At 41.7% G+C, this 18474-nt stretch carries 16 protein-coding genes, 18 tRNA genes and 3 rRNA genes; 28 read left to right on the top strand and 9 right to left on the bottom strand.

The features are described 5' to 3' along the window. The 23 genes from MKX47_RS18815 to MKX47_RS18705 all read left to right on the top strand — a co-directional run bounded on the left by MKX47_RS18815 (position 1) and on the right by MKX47_RS18705 (position 8585). Complete coding sequence (locus tag MKX47_RS18815; protein ID WP_340777205.1) at positions 1-660, top strand: hypothetical protein; 660 nt, start codon at positions 1-3, stop codon at positions 658-660. Next, positions 657-1196 carry an AAA family ATPase gene (locus MKX47_RS18810; RefSeq protein ID WP_340777202.1) on the top strand — a complete coding sequence of 180 codons (540 nt, stop codon included), beginning with the start codon at positions 657-659 and terminating at the stop codon, positions 1194-1196. The genes MKX47_RS18815 and MKX47_RS18810 overlap by 4 nt, the downstream gene beginning before the upstream one ends. A gap of 664 nt (positions 1197-1860) precedes the next feature. Continuing rightward, positions 1861-3413, top strand: a 16S ribosomal RNA gene (locus tag MKX47_RS18805). 215 nt (positions 3414-3628) lie between these two features. Then, positions 3629-6556, top strand: a 23S ribosomal RNA gene (locus tag MKX47_RS18800). Positions 6557-6622: 66 nt separating this feature from the next. Next, positions 6623-6738 (top strand): 5S ribosomal RNA (rrf, locus tag MKX47_RS18795). The 16S, 23S and 5S rRNA genes sit together here with 18 tRNA genes alongside, the layout of an rRNA operon. Before the next feature lie 36 nt (positions 6739-6774). Further along, positions 6775-6858: transfer RNA gene (locus MKX47_RS18790), tRNA-Tyr, on the top strand. 12 nt (positions 6859-6870) lie between these two features. Next, positions 6871-6944 (top strand) — tRNA-Trp (locus MKX47_RS18785). A 17-nt stretch (positions 6945-6961) separates the two neighbouring features. Then, positions 6962-7037, top strand: a tRNA-His gene (locus MKX47_RS18780). Positions 7038-7060: 23 nt separating this feature from the next. Continuing rightward, positions 7061-7135 (top strand) — tRNA-Gln (locus MKX47_RS18775). Between the two features lie 14 nt (positions 7136-7149). After that, positions 7150-7225: transfer RNA gene (locus MKX47_RS18770), tRNA-Lys, on the top strand. 90 nt (positions 7226-7315) lie between these two features. Further along, positions 7316-7404 (top strand) — tRNA-Leu (locus tag MKX47_RS18765). Positions 7405-7413: 9 nt separating this feature from the next. Further along, positions 7414-7490: transfer RNA gene (locus MKX47_RS18760), tRNA-Arg, on the top strand. Between the two features lie 23 nt (positions 7491-7513). Then, positions 7514-7590: transfer RNA gene (locus MKX47_RS18755), tRNA-Pro, on the top strand. Positions 7591-7597: 7 nt separating this feature from the next. Further along, positions 7598-7673: transfer RNA gene (locus tag MKX47_RS18750), tRNA-Ala, on the top strand. Between the two features lie 21 nt (positions 7674-7694). Continuing rightward, positions 7695-7768: transfer RNA gene (locus MKX47_RS18745), tRNA-Met, on the top strand. Between the two features lie 12 nt (positions 7769-7780). Then, positions 7781-7873, top strand: a tRNA-Ser gene (locus MKX47_RS18740). 149 nt (positions 7874-8022) lie between these two features. Continuing rightward, positions 8023-8097: transfer RNA gene (locus MKX47_RS18735), tRNA-Met, on the top strand. Between the two features lie 3 nt (positions 8098-8100). Then, positions 8101-8176 (top strand) — tRNA-Asp (locus MKX47_RS18730). Between the two features lie 5 nt (positions 8177-8181). After that, a tRNA-Phe gene (locus tag MKX47_RS18725) sits at positions 8182-8257 on the top strand. A 3-nt stretch (positions 8258-8260) separates the two neighbouring features. Further along, a tRNA-Gly gene (locus MKX47_RS18720) sits at positions 8261-8334 on the top strand. Positions 8335-8344: 10 nt separating this feature from the next. Further along, positions 8345-8421: transfer RNA gene (locus MKX47_RS18715), tRNA-Ile, on the top strand. A 10-nt stretch (positions 8422-8431) separates the two neighbouring features. Next, positions 8432-8507, top strand: a tRNA-Asn gene (locus MKX47_RS18710). A gap of 6 nt (positions 8508-8513) precedes the next feature. Further along, positions 8514-8585: transfer RNA gene (locus MKX47_RS18705), tRNA-Glu, on the top strand. Positions 8586-8802: 217 nt separating this feature from the next. Here the strand turns inward: MKX47_RS18705 and MKX47_RS18700 are convergent. Next, positions 8803-9297 carry a GNAT family N-acetyltransferase gene (locus MKX47_RS18700; protein ID WP_340777200.1) on the bottom strand — a complete coding sequence of 165 codons (495 nt, stop codon included), beginning with the start codon at positions 9295-9297 and terminating at the stop codon, positions 8803-8805. Between the two features lie 335 nt (positions 9298-9632). On the opposite strand from MKX47_RS18700, the gene MKX47_RS18695 reads away from it, so the two are divergent. Further along, positions 9633-10457, top strand: coding sequence for a ComEC/Rec2 family competence protein (locus MKX47_RS18695; protein ID WP_340777198.1), 825 nt, complete (start codon positions 9633-9635; stop codon positions 10455-10457). A 94-nt stretch (positions 10458-10551) separates the two neighbouring features. Here MKX47_RS18695 and MKX47_RS18690 read toward each other — a convergent pair whose 3' ends face one another. After that, positions 10552-10749: a helix-turn-helix transcriptional regulator gene (locus tag MKX47_RS18690; RefSeq protein WP_340777196.1), complete on the bottom strand. Its 198-nt coding sequence runs from the start codon at positions 10747-10749 to the stop codon at positions 10552-10554. A 6-nt stretch (positions 10750-10755) separates the two neighbouring features. Continuing rightward, complete coding sequence (locus tag MKX47_RS18685; RefSeq protein WP_340777194.1) at positions 10756-11274, bottom strand: DUF6773 family protein; 519 nt, start codon at positions 11272-11274, stop codon at positions 10756-10758. 201 nt (positions 11275-11475) lie between these two features. Between MKX47_RS18685 and MKX47_RS18680 the strand changes: the two genes are divergently transcribed. Next, positions 11476-11940: a GNAT family N-acetyltransferase gene (locus tag MKX47_RS18680; protein WP_340777191.1), complete on the top strand. Its 465-nt coding sequence runs from the start codon at positions 11476-11478 to the stop codon at positions 11938-11940. 3 nt (positions 11941-11943) lie between these two features. Beyond that, positions 11944-12615 (top strand): HAD family hydrolase, encoded by a 672-nt coding sequence (locus MKX47_RS18675; RefSeq protein WP_340777188.1) that lies wholly within the window; start codon positions 11944-11946, stop codon positions 12613-12615. Between the two features lie 37 nt (positions 12616-12652). Here the strand turns inward: MKX47_RS18675 and MKX47_RS18670 are convergent, their stop codons facing one another. The 5 genes from MKX47_RS18670 to MKX47_RS18650 all read right to left on the bottom strand — a co-directional run bounded on the left by MKX47_RS18670 (position 12653) and on the right by MKX47_RS18650 (position 16483). Further along, on the bottom strand, positions 12653-13267 hold the full coding sequence (locus MKX47_RS18670) for a hydrolase (RefSeq protein ID WP_340777186.1): 615 nt from the start codon (positions 13265-13267) through the stop codon (positions 12653-12655). Positions 13268-13280: 13 nt separating this feature from the next. Continuing rightward, complete coding sequence (locus MKX47_RS18665; RefSeq protein ID WP_340777183.1) at positions 13281-14258, bottom strand: threonine ammonia-lyase; 978 nt, start codon at positions 14256-14258, stop codon at positions 13281-13283. A 12-nt stretch (positions 14259-14270) separates the two neighbouring features. After that, the gene (locus MKX47_RS18660) at positions 14271-14732 is read right to left on the bottom strand and encodes a RidA family protein (protein WP_340777181.1); all 462 of its coding nucleotides are present in this window, start codon (positions 14730-14732) and stop codon (positions 14271-14273) included. A gap of 165 nt (positions 14733-14897) precedes the next feature. After that, a complete protein-coding gene (locus MKX47_RS18655) occupies positions 14898-15923 on the bottom strand; it encodes a DUF4179 domain-containing protein (RefSeq protein ID WP_340777180.1) in 1026 nt (341 codons plus the stop codon). Further along, positions 15920-16483: a sigma-70 family RNA polymerase sigma factor gene (locus tag MKX47_RS18650; protein WP_340777178.1), complete on the bottom strand. Its 564-nt coding sequence runs from the start codon at positions 16481-16483 to the stop codon at positions 15920-15922. Before MKX47_RS18650 ends, MKX47_RS18655 begins: the two co-directional genes overlap by 4 nt. Before the next feature lie 132 nt (positions 16484-16615). Between MKX47_RS18650 and MKX47_RS18645 the strand changes: the two genes are divergently transcribed. Beyond that, positions 16616-17113 carry a GNAT family N-acetyltransferase gene (locus MKX47_RS18645; protein ID WP_340777177.1) on the top strand — a complete coding sequence of 166 codons (498 nt, stop codon included), beginning with the start codon at positions 16616-16618 and terminating at the stop codon, positions 17111-17113. A 50-nt stretch (positions 17114-17163) separates the two neighbouring features. Here MKX47_RS18645 and MKX47_RS18640 read toward each other — a convergent pair whose 3' ends face one another. Further along, positions 17164-17772, bottom strand: a complete 609-nt coding sequence (locus MKX47_RS18640) for a Type 1 glutamine amidotransferase-like domain-containing protein (protein WP_340777174.1) — start codon at positions 17770-17772, stop codon at positions 17164-17166. Between the two features lie 78 nt (positions 17773-17850). On the opposite strand from MKX47_RS18640, the gene MKX47_RS18635 reads away from it, so the two are divergent. Then, entirely contained in the window at positions 17851-18441 is a 591-nt protein-coding gene (locus MKX47_RS18635; protein ID WP_340777171.1) for a histidine phosphatase family protein, read from the top strand. Positions 18442-18474 lie beyond the last annotated feature (33 nt).

Here is an 18474-nt window from a genome sequence, read left to right as displayed (position 1 = left end):
ATGAAAAAAACATTAGCCTGTTTACATGCGCATCATTCCAACATTGCGTATATCGAAAATGCACTATCCTTATATGACATTGAGCTCCTGCATTTTGTTGACCCAGCATTAATGCAGCAAGTTACTACAAATAGCGCTTTCACAATTGATGATGCGAAACATAAGGTGAAGGAGCAATTAGAATGGATTGCTAGCTGTCATGTCGATGCGATTTTAATTACATGTACGAATTATATTGTTATTTTACAAGAACATACAGTTTCTCTCCCAATACTAAAAATTGATGAGCCCTACTTTGAATGTATTTGTAATATCCAAAGTCCACAAGTCCTGCTATTTACAAACCCGGCTACAGTTAGCGGTACGTTGTCACGTCTACATCAATATGCGCACGAACATCAAAAAAACATTGATATAGAGGTAAAGGTTATTGAAAACACGTTTGATTTAATCACGAAGGGCCACAAGTCACAATATGATAAGACTATTTATGACTATATAAATACGATGATTAAAGAAGAAAAGGTTATTTCAGTAGCCCTGTTATCTATGGTGGATGCCTCGAAAAAAGTAGACGCAGAGATTATAAATCCATTAGACCCCTTAATAAAGACTATCGTAGATGAACTGGATTTAAAGGAAAAGGAGCAAACTACATGATCATTATGATAAACGGTGCTTTTGGTGTTGGAAAAACAACTACTGCACAGGCACTGAATGAAGAATTGGCGAACAGTATGATTTATGACCCTGAATTGGTCGGGGGGATGCTGAGACATATTCTCCCAAATGATATTAAGCGTGCAGAAGCAACGACAGGTGATTTTCAGGATTTTGTATTATGGAAAGAACTAACGGTAGAAATGGCAAGACGTTTAGTTCAGCACTATCAGCTGCATTTAATTGTGCCTATGACCATCCGGAAGCCTGAGTACTTTGACTATATTTATAATGGTTTCAAAAGTATAGACGAACAAACCTATCATTTTTGTTTAACAGCCAGTAAGGAAACGATTCATAAAAGACTTAAGGAACGTGGGGAGCAGGAGGGGAATTGGTGCTTCCATCAAACCGATAAATGTTTAGACGCCTATGAGAAGTATAACTTTGGACGAGAGATTGCTACAGAGAATGTAAATGTAGAGACAATTATTAAATTCATATTGAACGAAATCCAGCAGTTGAAAACGCTATGATTATAAAGGTTTTTTACAAAATGAATGAAGGGCAGGGACAGACATATGGATTATAAATTTTGGAAGGAAATGGACTATAAAGATAGATTTTTCAAGTGTTATGTATAAAAAAGAAGGTTATTGAGAATTATAAAATTTCGATGCAATATCTTTTGTGAAACTTTTGATGGTAAAATCCTTATCACGGTCCTGATCAAACAGTGGAAAATGAATATCTGTTTAAACTGAAATTCATTTTAATAATTAATCTAAAGCAGTTATAATTTACGATTTATGAGGGTATCTTTAATTTTTTTGTTAATTGTACATTTAAATAGTAGATACTCATAATATTTAATTATTTTAGCTATAATATTAACTAAGTTGAAACTTTTATCGAAAAAATTGTTGACGATTAGATGGAGCTGTTGTAATATATTAAGAGTCGCTAAGACGCATCCAAAAACATTAACAACTACTGAAATTGCTTAAAAAACTTTTTTTAAAAATGATTGACAATGAAGTGTTAAAATGTTAAATTAGATAAGTCGCCAAAACGACAACAACATGAACCTTGAAAACTGAACAAGCAACGTTAATGAATATAGCTTCTTATATGAAGCAAAAATGATTTCTAACTTAACGGTTAGAATCGCTAGCAAAGCAAATGAGCTTTCAAACTACTTTTATGGAGAGTTTGATCCTGGCTCAGGACGAACGCTGGCGGCGTGCCTAATACATGCAAGTCGAGCGAATGAATAGAGAAGCTTGCTTCTCTATGATTTAGCGGCGGACGGGTGAGTAACACGTGGGTAACCTGCCCTATAGACTGGGATAACTTCGGGAAACCGGAGCTAATACCGGATAATACTTTGAACCACATGGTTTAAAGTTGAAAGATGGTTTTGCTATCACTATAGGATGGACCCGCGGCGCATTAGCTAGTTGGTGAGGTAACGGCTCACCAAGGCAACGATGCGTAGCCGACCTGAGAGGGTGATCGGCCACACTGGGACTGAGACACGGCCCAGACTCCTACGGGAGGCAGCAGTAGGGAATCTTCCACAATGGACGAAAGTCTGATGGAGCAACGCCGCGTGAGTGAAGAAGGATTTCGGTTCGTAAAACTCTGTTGCAAGGGAAGAACAAGTAGCGTAGTAACTGGCGCTACCTTGACGGTACCTTGTTAGAAAGCCACGGCTAACTACGTGCCAGCAGCCGCGGTAATACGTAGGTGGCAAGCGTTGTCCGGAATTATTGGGCGTAAAGCGCGCGCAGGTGGTTCCTTAAGTCTGATGTGAAAGCCCCCGGCTCAACCGGGGAGGGTCATTGGAAACTGGGGAACTTGAGTGCAGAAGAGGATAGTGGAATTCCAAGTGTAGCGGTGAAATGCGTAGAGATTTGGAGGAACACCAGTGGCGAAGGCGACTGTCTGGTCTGTAACTGACACTGAGGCGCGAAAGCGTGGGGAGCAAACAGGATTAGATACCCTGGTAGTCCACGCCGTAAACGATGAGTGCTAAGTGTTGGGGGGTTTCCGCCCCTCAGTGCTGCAGCTAACGCATTAAGCACTCCGCCTGGGGAGTACGGTCGCAAGACTGAAACTCAAAGGAATTGACGGGGGCCCGCACAAGCGGTGGAGCATGTGGTTTAATTCGAAGCAACGCGAAGAACCTTACCAGGTCTTGACATCCCATTGACCACTGTAGAGATACAGTTTTCCCTTCGGGGACAACGGTGACAGGTGGTGCATGGTTGTCGTCAGCTCGTGTCGTGAGATGTTGGGTTAAGTCCCGCAACGAGCGCAACCCTTGTTCTTAGTTGCCATCATTTAGTTGGGCACTCTAAGGAGACTGCCGGTGATAAACCGGAGGAAGGTGGGGATGACGTCAAATCATCATGCCCCTTATGACCTGGGCTACACACGTGCTACAATGGACGGTACAAACGGTTGCCAACCCGCGAGGGGGAGCTAATCCGATAAAACCGTTCTCAGTTCGGATTGTAGGCTGCAACTCGCCTACATGAAGCCGGAATCGCTAGTAATCGCGGATCAGCATGCCGCGGTGAATACGTTCCCGGGCCTTGTACACACCGCCCGTCACACCACGAGAGTTTGTAACACCCGAAGTCGGTGAGGTAACCTTTTGGAGCCAGCCGCCGAAGGTGGGATAGATGATTGGGGTGAAGTCGTAACAAGGTAGCCGTATCGGAAGGTGCGGCTGGATCACCTCCTTTCTAAGGATATATTCGGAAACCTTCTCTTGGAGAAGGGGCTCATTAACGTTTGCTGTTCAGTTTTGAAGGTTCATTCTTAGTTGAATGAAATACTTCAAAACTTCGTTCTTTGAAAACTGGATAAAACGACATTGATAAGTAATAAACAAACATAGATCAAGAAATTGATCGTGCAATATCCTTAAAATCTTACTTTTTAAGTAAGTTTAACTTTTGGTTAAGTTAATAAGGGCGCACGGTGGATGCCTTGGCACTAGGAGTCGATGAAGGACGGCACTAACACCGATATGCCTCGGGGAGCTGTAAGTAAGCTTTGATCCGGGGATTTCCGAATGGGGGAACCCACTATCTTTAATCGGATAGTATCTACACGTGAATACATAGCGTGATGAGGACAGACGCAGGGAACTGAAACATCTAAGTACCTGCAGGAACAGAAAGAAAATTCGATTCCCTGAGTAGCGGCGAGCGAAACGGGAAGAGCCCAAACCAAAGAGCTTGCTCTTTGGGGTTGTAGGACACTCTATACGGAGTTACAAAAGAATGATTTAGGCGAAGCGACTTGGAAAGGTCCGCAAGAGAAGGTAACAGCCCTGTAGCCAAAAAGTCATTCCCTCCAGAGTGGATCCTGAGTACGGCGGAACACGTGAAATTCCGTCGGAATCCGGGAGGACCATCTCCCAAGGCTAAATACTACCTAGTGACCGATAGTGAACCAGTACCGTGAGGGAAAGGTGAAAAGCACCCCGGAAGGGGAGTGAAATAGAACCTGAAACCGTGTGCCTACAAGTAGTTAGAGCCCGTTAATGGGTGATAGCGTGCCTTTTGTAGAATGAACCGGCGAGTTACGATTACGTGCGAGGTTAAGTTGAGAAGACGGAGCCGCAGCGAAAGCGAGTCTGAATAGGGCGAATTAGTATGTAGTCGTAGACCCGAAACCAGGTGATCTACCCATGTCCAGGATGAAGGTGAGGTAACACTTACTGGAGGTCCGAACCCACGTACGTTGAAAAGTGCGGGGATGAGGTGTGGGTAGCGGAGAAATTCCAATCGAACTTGGAGATAGCTGGTTCTCTCCGAAATAGCTTTAGGGCTAGCCTCGTGATGAAGAATACCGGAGGTAGAGCACTGTTTGGACTAGGGGGGCATCTCGCTTTACCGAATTCAGACAAACTCCGAATGCCGGATATTTATACACGGGAGTCAGACTGCGAGTGATAAGATCCGTAGTCAAGAGGGAAACAGCCCAGACCACCAGCTAAGGTCCCAAAGTAATCGTTAAGTGGAAAAGGATGTGGCGTTGCTTAGACAACCAGGATGTTGGCTTAGAAGCAGCCATCATTTAAAGAGTGCGTAATAGCTCACTGGTCGAGTGACGCTGCGCCGAAAATGTATCGGGGCTAAACGATTCACCGAAGCTGTGGATGCATACCGTTGGTATGCGTGGTAGGAGAGCGTTCTAAGGGCGTTGAAGTCAGACCGGAAGGACTGGTGGAGCGCTTAGAAGTGAGAATGCCGGTATGAGTAGCGAAACATGGGTGAGAATCCCATGCACCGTATGACTAAGGTTTCCTGAGGAAGGCTCGTCCGCTCAGGGTTAGTCGGGACCTAAGCCGAGGCCGATAGGCGTAGGCGATGGACAACAGGTTGATATTCCTGTACTACCTCCCCACCGTTTGAGAAATGGGGGGACGCAGTAGGGTAGGGTAAGCAGAGCGTTGGTTGTCTCTGTTCAAGCAGTAAGGTGTGTGCGTAGGCAAATCCGCGTACTGTAACATTGAGCTGTGATGACGACTCCGTATGGAGGAAGTTCCTGATCTCACACTGCCAAGAAAAGCCTCTATCGAGGTGGGAGGTACCCGTACCGCAAACCGACACAGGTAGTCGAGGAGAGAATCCTAAGGTGTGCGAGAGAACTCTCGTTAAGGAACTCGGCAAAATGACCCCGTAACTTCGGGAGAAGGGGTGCTCTTGAGCGTGCAAGCGCACGAGAGCCGCAGTGAATAGGCCCAGGCGACTGTTTAGCAAAAACACAGGTCTCTGCAAAACCGTAAGGTGACGTATAGGGGCTGACGCCTGCCCGGTGCTGGAAGGTTAAGAGGAGTGGTTAGCGCAAGCGAAGCTGCGAATTGAAGCCCCAGTAAACGGCGGCCGTAACTATAACGGTCCTAAGGTAGCGAAATTCCTTGTCGGGTAAGTTCCGACCCGCACGAAAGGCGTAACGATCTGGGCACTGTCTCAACGAGAGACTCGGTGAAATTATAGTACCTGTGAAGATGCAGGTTACCCGCGACAGGACGGAAAGACCCCGTGGAGCTTTACTGTAGCTTGATATTGAATTTTGGTACAACTTGTACAGGATAGGTAGGAGCCAGAGATCTCGGAGCGCCAGCTTCGAAGGAGGCGTCGGTGGGATACTACCCTGGTTGTATTGAACTTCTAACCCATGCCCCTTAGCGGGGTAGGAGACAGTGTCAGGCGGACAGTTTGACTGGGGCGGTCGCCTCCTAAAAGGTAACGGAGGCGCCCAAAGGTTCCCTCAGAATGGTTGGAAATCATTCGCAGAGTGTAAAGGCATAAGGGAGCTTGACTGCGAGACCTACAAGTCGAGCAGGGTCGAAAGACGGGCTTAGTGATCCGGTGGTTCCGCATGGAAGGGCCATCGCTCAACGGATAAAAGCTACCCCGGGGATAACAGGCTTATCTCCCCCAAGAGTCCACATCGACGGGGAGGTTTGGCACCTCGATGTCGGCTCATCGCATCCTGGGGCTGTAGTCGGTCCCAAGGGTTGGGCTGTTCGCCCATTAAAGCGGTACGCGAGCTGGGTTCAGAACGTCGTGAGACAGTTCGGTCCCTATCCGTCGTGGGCGTAGGAAATTTGAGAGGAGCTGTCCTTAGTACGAGAGGACCGGGATGGACACACCGCTGGTGTACCAGTTGTCTTGCCAAAGGCATCGCTGGGTAGCTATGTGTGGACGGGATAAGTGCTGAAAGCATCTAAGCATGAAGCCCCCCTCAAGATGAGATTTCCCATTACGCAAGTAAGTAAGACCCCTGAAAGACGATCAGGTAGATAGGTTCGAGGTGGAAGTGTGGCGACACATGTAGCTGACGAATACTAATCGGTCGAGGACTTAACCACATGTTTACGAACATCAATGAAACGTTTATCCAGTTTTGAAAGAATGAATTCTTTCAAACCAATAAGTGAAGTGATGATGGCAAAGAGGTCACACCTGTTCCCATACCGAACACAGAAGTTAAGCTCTTTAGCGCCGATGGTAGTTGGGGGTTTCCCCCTGTGAGAGTAGGACGTCGCTTCGCTTATTTTTTTTAATGCTTCAATAAGTAATATATGTCGGAGGGGTAGCGAAGTGGCTAAACGCGGCGGACTGTAAATCCGCTCCTTAGGGTTCGGCGGTTCGAATCCGTCCCCCTCCACCATTTTTATTTTATAGGGGCATAGTTTAAAGGTAGAACTACGGTCTCCAAAACCGTCAGTGTGGGTTCGATTCCTACTGCCCCTGCCAATCTTTAAATAATAATGGCGGTTGTGGCGAAGTGGTTAACGCACCTGATTGTGGTTCAGGCATTCGTGGGTTCGATTCCCATCAGTCGCCCCATTTAAAATTTAAGTTAATACCTTTGGGGTATAGCCAAGCGGTAAGGCAACGGATTTTGATTCCGTCATGCCCTGGTTCGAATCCAGGTACCCCAGCCATTTTCTCATTTAGAGAGCCATTAGCTCAGTCGGTAGAGCATCTGACTTTTAATCAGAGGGTCGAAGGTTCGAGTCCTTCATGGCTCACCAGTTTATAATCATATACATTGTCAGAATATAAATTCTAAGCATTTTATAGAAGTAGTTTAGAGATATTGAAATCGTACTTTAATTTAAAATGCCGGGGTGGCGGAACTGGCAGACGCACAGGACTTAAAATCCTGCGGTGAGTGATCACCGTGCCGGTTCGATTCCGGCCCTCGGCACCATTTTTATACGCGCCCGTAGCTCAATTGGATAGAGCGTCTGACTACGGATCAGAAGGTTATGGGTTCGACTCCTGTCGGGCGCGCCATATAAATTTTTAAAATGACAGAGCGGAATGTAGCTCAGCTTGGTAGAGCACTTGGTTTGGGACCAAGGGGTCGTAGGTTCGAATCCTGTCATTCCGACCATTACAATGGGGCCTTAGCTCAGCTGGGAGAGCGCCTGCCTTGCACGCAGGAGGTCAGCGGTTCGATCCCGCTAGGCTCCACCATTTAATTTTTATATCAATCATGGCTACCTAGCTCAGCTGGCTAGAGCATTCGGTTCATACCCGAAAGGTCGTGGGTTCGACTCCCTCGGTAGCCACTTTAATATGTCGGAGGTATACCCAAGTTCGGCTGAAGGGATCGGTCTTGAAAACCGACAGGCGGGTAAGACCGCGCGGGGGTTCGAATCCCTCTACCTCCTCCATTTTAATTAAATAGTTGTAATAAAGTGATATTATTATCGCGGGGTGGAGCAAATCGCTAAACGAAGGTAGCGATTAGCAGCAGCTTCAAAGAAGTAGCTGCCAACCAAGTAGAGCGCGATGATACAATAAGACAAAGTAATACAATTATCGCGGGGTGGAGCAGTGGTAGCTCGTCGGGCTCATAACCCGAAGGTCGCAGGTTCAAGTCCTGTCCCCGCAACCAAATGGTCCCGTGGTGTAGCGGTTAACATGCCTGCCTGTCACGCAGGAGATCGCCGGTTCGATCCCGGTCGGGACCGCCATTTGTGGGTTTGTAGCTCAGTTGGTAGAGCATTAGATTGAAGCTCTAAGTGTCGGCGGTTCGATTCCGTCCAAACCCACCATATGCGGGTGTAGTTTAGTGGTAAAACCTCAGCCTTCCAAGCTGATGTTGTCGGTTCGATTCCGATCACCCGCTCCAGTTTTATATAGGGCCTATAGCTCAGCTGGTTAGAGCGCACGCCTGATAAGCGTGAGGTCGATGGTTCGAGTCCATTTAGGCCCACCATATAAATTATTCCGAAGTAGCTCAGTTGGTAGAGCATCCGGCTGTTAACCGGCAGGTCGCAGGTTCGAGTCCTGCCTTCGGAGCCATTGCATGGCCCGTTGGTCAAGTGGTTAAGACACCGCCCTTTCACGGCGGTAACACGGGTTCGAATCCCGTACGGGTCATTTTTAAGCGTGTAGCATAGGCTACACGCCTTTTTTATAGCCAAATTTTAGTGAAATGCAGAAAAACTAAAACTTAGTTAACGAATAAAAAATTAGAACCAAAGAAGCTTTAAATGGACTGCTTCTTTGGTTCTTTTTTGTGATTAAGGGCATCTTCAAATTCTCTTGTGTAAGCGGCGAAAAAATCAATTAGATTGTGAAGAGGATTTGTAATGGGTTAGAGAAGAATACTCATATAAATTTCATTAACAAATTGTCCATTGATCCATAGCGAGTCTTTTTTTATACCTTCTTTTGTAAAGCCCATTTTTTTATAAAGATGAATGGCATGGCTATTATGCTCAATAACAGTTAACTCTAGGCGGTGTAATTGTTGCTGTTTTGCCCAAATGAGTACATGTTGAAATAGCTTAGTACCTGTACCTTTTCCGCGACTAAGGCTGTGTACACCTATTGCAATGGACGCACGATGAGAGGTACGAGCCAAATTCTCAGCCTTTACTAGTAGATAGCCTAAAATTCTTCCTTTATCTTCTGCAACAAAGAAGCTGGATTTAGGAGCACTGTTCATTGTTTTAATATATTTGCTTAAGGAATCAGAGGTAAGCTGTCTTTCATTTGGTTCAAATAGCATAAAACCAGAAGCTTCAGCGTCGTGCATTACTTCTAAAATATGTGGTGCATCTTGTTCGTTTGCTTGTCTTATTAACATAAAAAAACGCCTCCTACAAAAAATCGTCTCAAATGAAAAACAAGGGATAAAGAAATAATGATTAAAAAATATCTCATGTTTACCATTTTTAGTGTACCATTGATTTACAATAAAAATGGAAATTTTTAATTTACAGTAGGAAAAATAGTGACGTCATAAACAAGGAAGAAATGGAGGTTTTGCTTTTACTAAAATACTGGCTAGGTATTGCAATGCTTTTTTGATAGTCACGGCATGTAAAACGGCGGTGATAGGAGATACGGATAAGAGAGTACAACGGATGAACAATTATTGAAATTGGAGTTGTCGTAAAAATAAACGACTAATGAGGAAGCGTGACAAAATCGATGAAAAAAATTTATATAATTATTTGTTTGCTGCTTGTAACTGCTTGTAGCGGACAGGAGACGTCGTTAGAGGAAAACTTTATTGTACATGCTTTTAAAGTGGGGAAGGCAGATAGCTTATTAGTTTCTCATCAAGGGCAATATGTATTAATCGATGCTGGGGAAGAAGATGATGGTGAAAAAATTGTGGCCTATCTACAGGAGAACCGTATAAATAAATTACAGGCGCTCATTATTACGCATTATGATAAGGACCATGTAGGTGGTGCGGATCATATTGTAAAGTCCTTGGATATCGAGCATATTTATGGGCCGAATTATGTTAGTAATAGTAAACAGACATTAGAATTTTTGCAGGCAGTGGATGAAAAACAGATGACGCTTGAAACAATCACAGAAAACTATGAGCTTTCAATAGGAATGGCAAAGGGGGAAATTTATCCGCCGAAGCAATTGAATTTTAATGGGGATAATGATCATTCTTTAGTCATGAGTTTGCGGTACGGGGAGACGAGCTTTTTATTTGCTGGTGATATTGAAGCGCCTCGCATTGCAGAGCTATTAGCGCATTCAAGCATGGCCATGTCGCATACATTTTTGAAGGTTCCACATCATGGCCGTTATAATGAGCAAACGACTGTGCTCATTGAAGCAGTACAGCCTGAATATGCATTAATTACTTGCTCTAATAAAAACCCGGAGCAGCCTGAAACCGTCGAGGCACTTGAAGCAGCTGGAGCACAAATTTATACTACGCGTCCTGGTGATGTTGAATTTAGGTCAAATGGTGAAAGTATAAAAGTGTATGAGTAATGGGCAAATGAAATCGCTATCGAAATGAAGAAAATACCACTAATCAATTATGCTTTGGATTAATTGATTAGTGGTATTATTAATGATATTTTATTTAGGCTTGCTCCCAAAATAATTCATCAAGTGTCTTATTTAATGTTTTGCAAATGGCGATACATACACTGAGTGTTGGATTGTATTTGCCAAGCTCAATTAAGCCGATCGTTTGGCGTGTTACCCCCACTTTTTTTGCAAGCTCCTCTTGTGATAAATCCATTTCAATTCGAGCCATTTTTAAGCGTACATTTTTCAATCCTTATCACCACTCATTTTCGTTATCTTCAAGCATTTTATCATTAATTTTCTTGCTTTTTTTAACGGCTGATTGCTGGCCAATAAATAAAAATACGGCTAAAAATGGTGCATAGATGACTAATGAAATTAAAAATACGATAAAGAAATACTCAAGAGCTTGCGCATTAGAATCTGCATAATTGATGGCACTATTTAATGCCATAGCTAGAGCAATTACAACACCACAAAGGATGCCAATTACGATTGTTTTTGTGCTAAAGCGATATTTGCTGTTGGCATCATGGATTTCAACTTCTTCGGATAAAACCCCGCTATACATCCCGCGAATACTATAATAGATGGCGCATGTCAATAAGATAATCAGTTCAGTTGTTACATGTTCGAACCCGCGCCCGTAAAGAAACATTTTAATAATTAATGAACTGATACAGATCAAATACACAATGTAGTAAATTTCACGGTAAATTTTGTTTTGCATGTTTTGTACGCGCTCATCAACAATTTTTTGTTTAAATAACCCCATAAACAATTCCTCCCTATTTCTTTTTATTAATTTGATTATACAATATAAATTACATAATGAAATTTATATATGTCTTTTAGAAATATATTTTTGTCTTTTTGGAATCTCAATTTTATAGTAGTTGAGAATTAATTTGAATTTTAATTCATATTATGTTATTTTTATACAAACACTCTTGTTAGTAAAGGGAGGTTTGCCAAAATGGATGTTATTCAGCCTGTTAATGATGCACAGCAAATAATTGAAGTAATTCATGCGGCATTTAAACGCTATGAAATGGATACGATGCCTTCAAGTGCATTAGTCGAAACGGAAAAAACAATTGAAAGCGAATTACAGCAAGGGGTTCTTATATTTGGTGCCTATGTAAATCAACAATTGGTAGGGATTATTAAGGTTTTACGGCAGAAGGATTATTTCTATTTTTCGAGGCTTTCAGTGCTACCCGCTTTTCAAGGAAAGGGCATTGCATCGGCTTTAATTGATTATATTGAAAAACGAGCTTTGCAGGAAAATAGTCACAATGTTCGCTGCAAAGTGCGAAAATCAGAAACAAATAATATTCGTTTATATAATAAGCTTGGCTATGAAATTACGAAGGAAGAAATGACGACAAGTCCAACTGGTTTTGTAATGGCGACAGTGACGATGGAAAAGGAGGTTTAAAGCGTGAAGGCAATCCTATTTGATTTGGATGGGACTTTATTAAATCGAGATGCATCTGTAAAAGTTTTTGTAGAAAAGCAATATGAGCGTTTACAGGATGTTGTGGGACATATTTCGAAGCAGCGATATATTGAGCGTTTTATTGAACTGGATCAGCGTGGCTATGTTTGGAAAGATAAAGTGTATGCGCAAATTGTACAGGAGTTTGCTATTACGAAAATGACGGCAGAGCAGCTACTAGAAGATTATTTGCATGAATTCAAATATAGCTGTGTGGCCTTTCCGAATTTGCTGAAAATGTTAGAAAGTTTAAAGAACGCGCATTATCGACTAGGCATTATTACGAATGGCTATGGTCAATTTCAGATGGATAATATAAAGGCGTTACAAATCGAACATTATTTTGATATCATTTTGGTGTCTGAATGGGAGGGCATGAAAAAGCCTGATGAGCGGATTTTTTTAAAGGCTTTAAATCAGTTACAAGTTGCACCTTGTGAAAGTGTGTTTGTTGGAGACCACCCTGAAAACGATGTAAGAGCAGCAAAGCAAGTAGGAATGAAGGGCATTTGGAAAAAGGATGCTGGGTGGGAGGAAGTTTTGGCAGATGTCGTGATAGAGGATTTGCTCGAATTAGTACCCGTACTCGAAAATTTTGAAAAGGTGAGCCACTAAGTATAAAGTTAGTGGCTTTGGCTATTGGAATGATTAACTACATGCTACCTTGTCTGTGCTTAATTAGATAAACGCTTTTTGCAACGGCTGTTTCAATATAGCCAATAATTTGTTCTAGCGTAAATACGTTTAGATTGGCGTGAAGATTACCAATATCATCATTCATATCATTGATAACAGAACGCGAAAATGGCATGACTTCACTAGGCTGAACTTCATCTAGCTTTAATATTGAAGCGCTATTTGTTAAAGAAGCGATGAGTTCATCTTTTAAATTATAATAATGAATAAGCTTTGAATTCAGTACTCTAAAATCCTGATGATATAGCGAAAGTATTTCGGTGTTTGCCTCAATTCGATTTTTTAACCACGGCAAATAGAAACCTTGAAGCCAATATTCATCGGCAATAAGATGTACATAATAGCCAAGAATATAGTCATTGGTAGCATGTTCATTATATTTATTAATGAATGCGTCATAATCAATTCTACGTGTATAATCCTCATGCTTTCCAGCGTAAAAATGAGATGCTTCTTTATTGGAAGAAGCATCTGCTGCAATTCCACCTAATATAAAATTTGATTTATTCGTAATGTGTAAAGCATCAGCCACTTTTTTAGCGATAATGGCATGCATAATTCTAGATCCCATGATGTCACCAACCCTAGCTGTTTATCTGTGAAAACTTTGCTGTATCTACAATCATACTTTGGGCATTTTCAAGGTCAACATTGCCACCAGATATAAGCGTAACGATATTTTTTCCTTGCATATTGAGCTTATTATAAAGCACGGCTGCAACTGTTGTAGCACTTGAAGGTTCAATGAGTTGCTTTGTACGTTCCATTACAAAACTAAAGGCCATACGAATTTCATCCTCACTTACAAGCACCAAATCATCTAAGTACTTCGTTAACACAGGGAATGTTAAATCACCTGGCTGGTTTGTTCGCAAGCCATCTGCAATGGTGTTTGTTGCAGGAATCGCTGTGATTTTTTGGTTTTGTAGAGATAGATATGTATCATTCGCTAGCTCAGGCTCAACTCCAATAATTTGAATGGCGGGGTTTGTTTCTTTTACAGCCGTTAAAATTCCTGATATTAAGCCGCCACCTCCAATTGGTACAACAATCGCATCAATATGATGAAGCTGCTGTAAAATTTCTAATCCTACTGTTCCTTGTCCGGCCATAATGAGCGGATCATCATAAGGTGGGATGTAGATGCCGCTTTGTTCGTCGGCAATTTGCTGTGCCCTTGGTAGACGTTCACCAGATGTTGTTCCGCATTTTTCGACTTGTCCACCATATCCGATGATGGCATTAATTTTGCACTGGCTTGCATTTTCAGGCACAACGATGGTTGATGGCACGCCATATTTTTTAGCCACGTAAGCTACGGCTTGTCCGTGATTGCCGGATGATGCCGTTGTGACATGCTGAGCACCGTTTTCAATTGCATGTATGACCATATTGCTAGCCCCACGTATTTTAAACGAGCCTGTTTTTTGCAGGTGCTCTGCTTTTAAAAATAATTGGTTGCCACATAAATTCGACAATTGCTCTGATTGAAGAAGTGGTGTTTCATAGACGACATTTTGTATACGCTGTCTTGCCTCTTGAATCTCTTTTAATGTAATCATCGATTCGCTCCTTTATTTAATTGCAATGATAAAATCAATTTCAATCGGTGTGTTACTAGGAAGTGTTGCGACACCGACTGCAGTCCGTGCATGGCGTCCTTTTTCGCCAAAGATTTTTTCGAGTAACGCTGAGGCGGCATCAAGCACTTTTGACGGCTCGTAAAAGTCAGAGGCTACTTGAACATAGCCGGTTACTTTAAGGATTTTTTCGACTTGGTCGAGTGAACCAATCTGTGCTTTCAAGCAGCTAAGGCCTTTTAATACACAGTATTCAGCGAGCTCACCTGCCTGCTCGATTGTGACATCTTGCCCGACCTTACCAGGATAAGGAATATCTCCGTTGATACGTGGTACTTGTCCGCTAATATATGCAACATTTTGGTGAATTGTTACGGGTACATAGTGGTAAAGCGGGTGTGTAGCTTCAGGTAGCTGTAAGCCTAATTCATGTAGGCGCTGTTCAATGGTGCTCAAGTAAAAAACTCCTCTCGATGTAGTATTGCCTATTACTATTTCAAGAAAGCTTGGGGGAAATCCTTCTTTTGGTCGTTTCAATTCTATGTACATAAAAAATCTCCGTCCTTATTATGCAAGGACGGAGAAAATGACCTACTAGTTATTTCTAATAATCTACCTAAGTTATTTTGGTAACTCTACTACAATCGTATCAAGCGTAATTTTTTTATGACCAAGACCACTTTCTAAGCTTGCAATGGCAGTTGGCTCAATGAATAGCTTGGTTGCACCTTCTTTAATTGCACCGAATGAAGTAGTGCCTGTGAACGTTTTAAAGTTATCGGAAGTTTGTCCACCACCGCCTATGCCATCTATATACACATTTCCTAAATCGTCTTTTACTGCGAAAGTAGGTGTTACCGATAGCCAAGATTCCATGAGTTCATCGCTTGCGAATTGTTTATACGATAAAACCGTTGAAACGTCTGTGAATTCGATGGAATTTACTGTTAAGCTGACATCGCTACTTGTACCTGTTTTATTGACAGTTAGTACGATACCCTCTAATCGATCCAGCGAGAAGTTAAATGACCAATCACCCTTAATTTCTTCTCCTGTATCGTGGTTATAAAATGCTTTTGGCGTCCATATTACTTCAATTGTTTCAGGTTGTTCGTCATTTTCAAAACGAGGGGTAAATTCAGCCACGCCGGCATAGTGATGTTCATCGATTTGAATAATTTGATCGCTACCACCCAACGCAATGGCGCCCTTAACATCAAACCAGTTTCCTCCACTAACAGCAATGGATTTCCCTAGATTTTTTTCAGTTTCAAGGGCATAAGAAACGATAATATTCGTTCCATCATATACAGCATGGTCGATTAAAATCGAAATGCCGTTGTCTGAATCCACAAGGCCTAAATCATCAGAGAATCCTTCAAAGTTTGTATATTGTCCATAACTATCATCAAAATAGCTGATGACATTATTCATAAACGGAATTTGAGAGGCTACAGACGGAAATGCAAATGTTGTAATAGCTGCGCCACTAATAAGTATTACAGCAGCCATCGCTATCGATCTCCAAATCGGAGCTTTTTTCCGTTTTTTGAAGACATGCTGTTTGACGAGTTGTTTTTCAAGCTCCGTTACTTGTTCTAATTCGAGGTTATCGATGTCGAGCTCCATCCACTCTTTCATTTTCATATAAAACGCTCCTTTAAAATGTCATGTTGTGCGAGTTCCTTTTTGCCGCGATATAAACGATTATCAACAGCCGCCTTTGTAAGTCCGAGGGTATCAGCAATTTCAATATTGGTTAGTTCTAAATAATATTTCATAATAAAGATATGGCGATCGAGTTCGGCTAATTGGCTGAGTGCAAAGAGCAGCTCGTTTTTTTGCTCGCGTTTGAGTATGTGTTGCTCGATTGTGAAGCTCGCTTGATGCTGTTGTAATGTTTCATCGGATTGTTCACGTGCTGCGCGCTTTTCGTTTTGTCGGTAGCGGTCGATTGCTTTATATTTCGTGATCATACCAATCCACTTTTTAAAGTCCTCTGCGTTTCCTTGAAATTGCGCGGCATTTTGCCAAACACTTAAAAACACATCATTGATGCATTCGTCGATATCTTGCTGTGAATGCGTGTATAGTATTTTCTTGGAAATTGTTTTTACAAGTGGCATGTAAACATTGATAATATAATCAAGGGCATCTTCCTTTTGTTTTTTTAATCGATCGATAAAATTTTTAGGTGAACTTTTCATCTGTAAGGCTCCTTATTTTAGTAAAAAAGCTTTTTCATACAGTACAACGAAGCGAGTAGTAAGTTATTCTCATTATTTTTAATAAAAATTAAATTTGCAAAGAAAAACGATTTGATTAGAGGGGGAAGAATCTTGAACAATCCGCAACTTTTAAAGCTACGTCCGATAATGCTGGACGATTATACCAATGTTTTAGCATGGAGTAAGGACCGTGCTTTTTGTCTAGCAAATGGCTGGGAAATGAATCGTGAAGAAAAGGAATTGTATCAATGGTGGGCGCACTGTGTAACGAATAAGGCACCAGATTTTATACGGCTAGGGATTGAGGAAAGCAATCGGTTAATAGGCTATGTGGATTTAGCTTGTATTAAAGAAAATACTGCGGAGTTTGGAATAGCGATAGGGAATAGTGATGTGTGGGGGAAGGGGCTTGGTTCTCAGGCGGCACTGTGCTTGTTCGAGTTTGCTTCAGAGAAGTTAGGAATTACCCAATTTACAGCTGAAACCCATGAAGAAAATCTTCGTTCTAGGAATATGCTGCAAAAGCTCGGGTTTCAAGAGGTAAGTAGAATTGGAAGTGAACAATATTTAGGTAAAGAAAGCGTATTAATTCAATACAAACGCAATTAAAGTAAAGCCAGCTAATGAACAATTATGATAGCTGGCTTTGACTATACACATTAATAGCTAATTAATTTCATAACGCATTTTTCGTTGGTGAAATGGATATTCTCTGGATCCATTAATGGATAAAGTGGTGTAATTCCATTCGTCTGCGCCCATTTATCAAATGATTCCCTACGCACCAGTTCCTGATAATGCGGACAGAAGGCACCTTTTAATAGTCCTAATCCTTCAAACTGTATGTAACGACCGTCAACTTCACTATAACAATGCTCAAACCAGCACATAGCACCCGCACTGACACCGGCTAAAATGACCCCTTGTGCATATGCATTTTTTAATACTTTATTAAATCCCGTTGCTTTCCAACAATCGAGCATATATTTCGTGTTGCCACCACCTACATAAAGAATATCCTGCTCATTAATGATGTTTTGAATGTTGGGGTTATGAAAATCCTTTTGTGTAATATGTATTGTATTATGTTGTTGAAAGGTTGTGTGGAATTTTTCTATATAATGTTCGTTATCATTGCTTGCTGTAGCAATGAAGGCAATTTTTACAGAAGAATCTTTTTGCGTAAGCCGAATCAAATATTGATCGATGGCTGCATGTTGTTCCTCAGAAAATCCGCCTCCTGAAATGGCGAGTATGTGTCGGTTCATTTATCTCATCCTTTTCGATATCTTGTTATTCATTGACTATGTATTGTACAGTAATTTCCAATTAAAACAATGCTATTTTTGATAAGTGAGGTTACGAAAATCGAAATATGTTTAGTAAGGCATGGTGAAACAGATTGGAATAAGCTTGGGAAGCTACAAGGGCATACGGATATAGCTTTAAATGAAAACGGCATGAAGCAGGCAGAAATGTGCGCTCAAATTTTAAAAGGGAACGGTTATGAATTAGTGCTCACAAGTCCGCTTAAACGCGCTAAGCAAACAGCGCAAATTATTGCACAAAAAAATGCCTTACAAATAATTGAAATGCCGCTATTTATCGAACGAAATTATGGGGATGCAGAGGGAATGAATTATGAAGAACGCATCACAAAGTTTCCTAACCGCCATTATCCAAATCAAGAATCCAAGGAGATTTTAGCTCAGCGTATAATAAAAGGATTGGAACAGATTACGGAGCAACATAGTGAGAACAAAATAATTTTAGTAGCACATGGAGCAGTTATTAACTGTATTTTAGCGATTCTTTCTAACAATGAGATTGGTTCAGGAAAAACAAAGCTCGCAAATGCTTGTTTATCAAAAATTGAATACAAGAATAGCACATGGACGATAAAAAGTTTTAATGAAATCACACATTTAGACAGATAAAAAACGTGAGACATTGCATGTTAAAATTCAGCG

Origin of the sequence: Solibacillus sp. FSL R7-0668, from assembly GCF_038006205.1 — a bacterium.
GTDB lineage: Bacteria > Bacillota > Bacilli > Bacillales_A > Planococcaceae > Solibacillus.
The sequence above is the reverse complement of the archived record's forward strand: the minus strand, read 5'-3'. Positions and strand labels throughout refer to the sequence as shown.

What these genes read in the sequence shown, in the direction of transcription:
- MKX47_RS18815 (WP_340777205.1), top strand. Translation starts at nt 1, where the DNA reads ATGAAAAAAACATTAGCCTGTTTACATGCGCATCATTCCAACATTGCG.
- MKX47_RS18810 (WP_340777202.1), top strand. Translation starts at nt 657, where the DNA reads ATGATCATTATGATAAACGGTGCTTTTGGTGTTGGAAAAACAACTACT.
- MKX47_RS18700 (WP_340777200.1), bottom strand. Translation starts at nt 9,297, where the DNA reads ATGTTAATAAGACAAGCAAACGAACAAGATGCACCACATATTTTAGAA.
- MKX47_RS18685 (WP_340777194.1), bottom strand. Translation starts at nt 11,274, where the DNA reads ATGGGGTTATTTAAACAAAAAATTGTTGATGAGCGCGTACAAAACATG.
- MKX47_RS18680 (WP_340777191.1), top strand. Translation starts at nt 11,476, where the DNA reads ATGGATGTTATTCAGCCTGTTAATGATGCACAGCAAATAATTGAAGTA.
- MKX47_RS18670 (WP_340777186.1), bottom strand. Translation starts at nt 13,267, where the DNA reads ATGGGATCTAGAATTATGCATGCCATTATCGCTAAAAAAGTGGCTGAT.
- MKX47_RS18665 (WP_340777183.1), bottom strand. Translation starts at nt 14,258, where the DNA reads ATGATTACATTAAAAGAGATTCAAGAGGCAAGACAGCGTATACAAAAT.
- MKX47_RS18655 (WP_340777180.1), bottom strand. Translation starts at nt 15,923, where the DNA reads ATGAAAATGAAAGAGTGGATGGAGCTCGACATCGATAACCTCGAATTA.
- MKX47_RS18650 (WP_340777178.1), bottom strand. Translation starts at nt 16,483, where the DNA reads ATGAAAAGTTCACCTAAAAATTTTATCGATCGATTAAAAAAACAAAAG.
- MKX47_RS18640 (WP_340777174.1), bottom strand. Translation starts at nt 17,772, where the DNA reads ATGAACCGACACATACTCGCCATTTCAGGAGGCGGATTTTCTGAGGAA.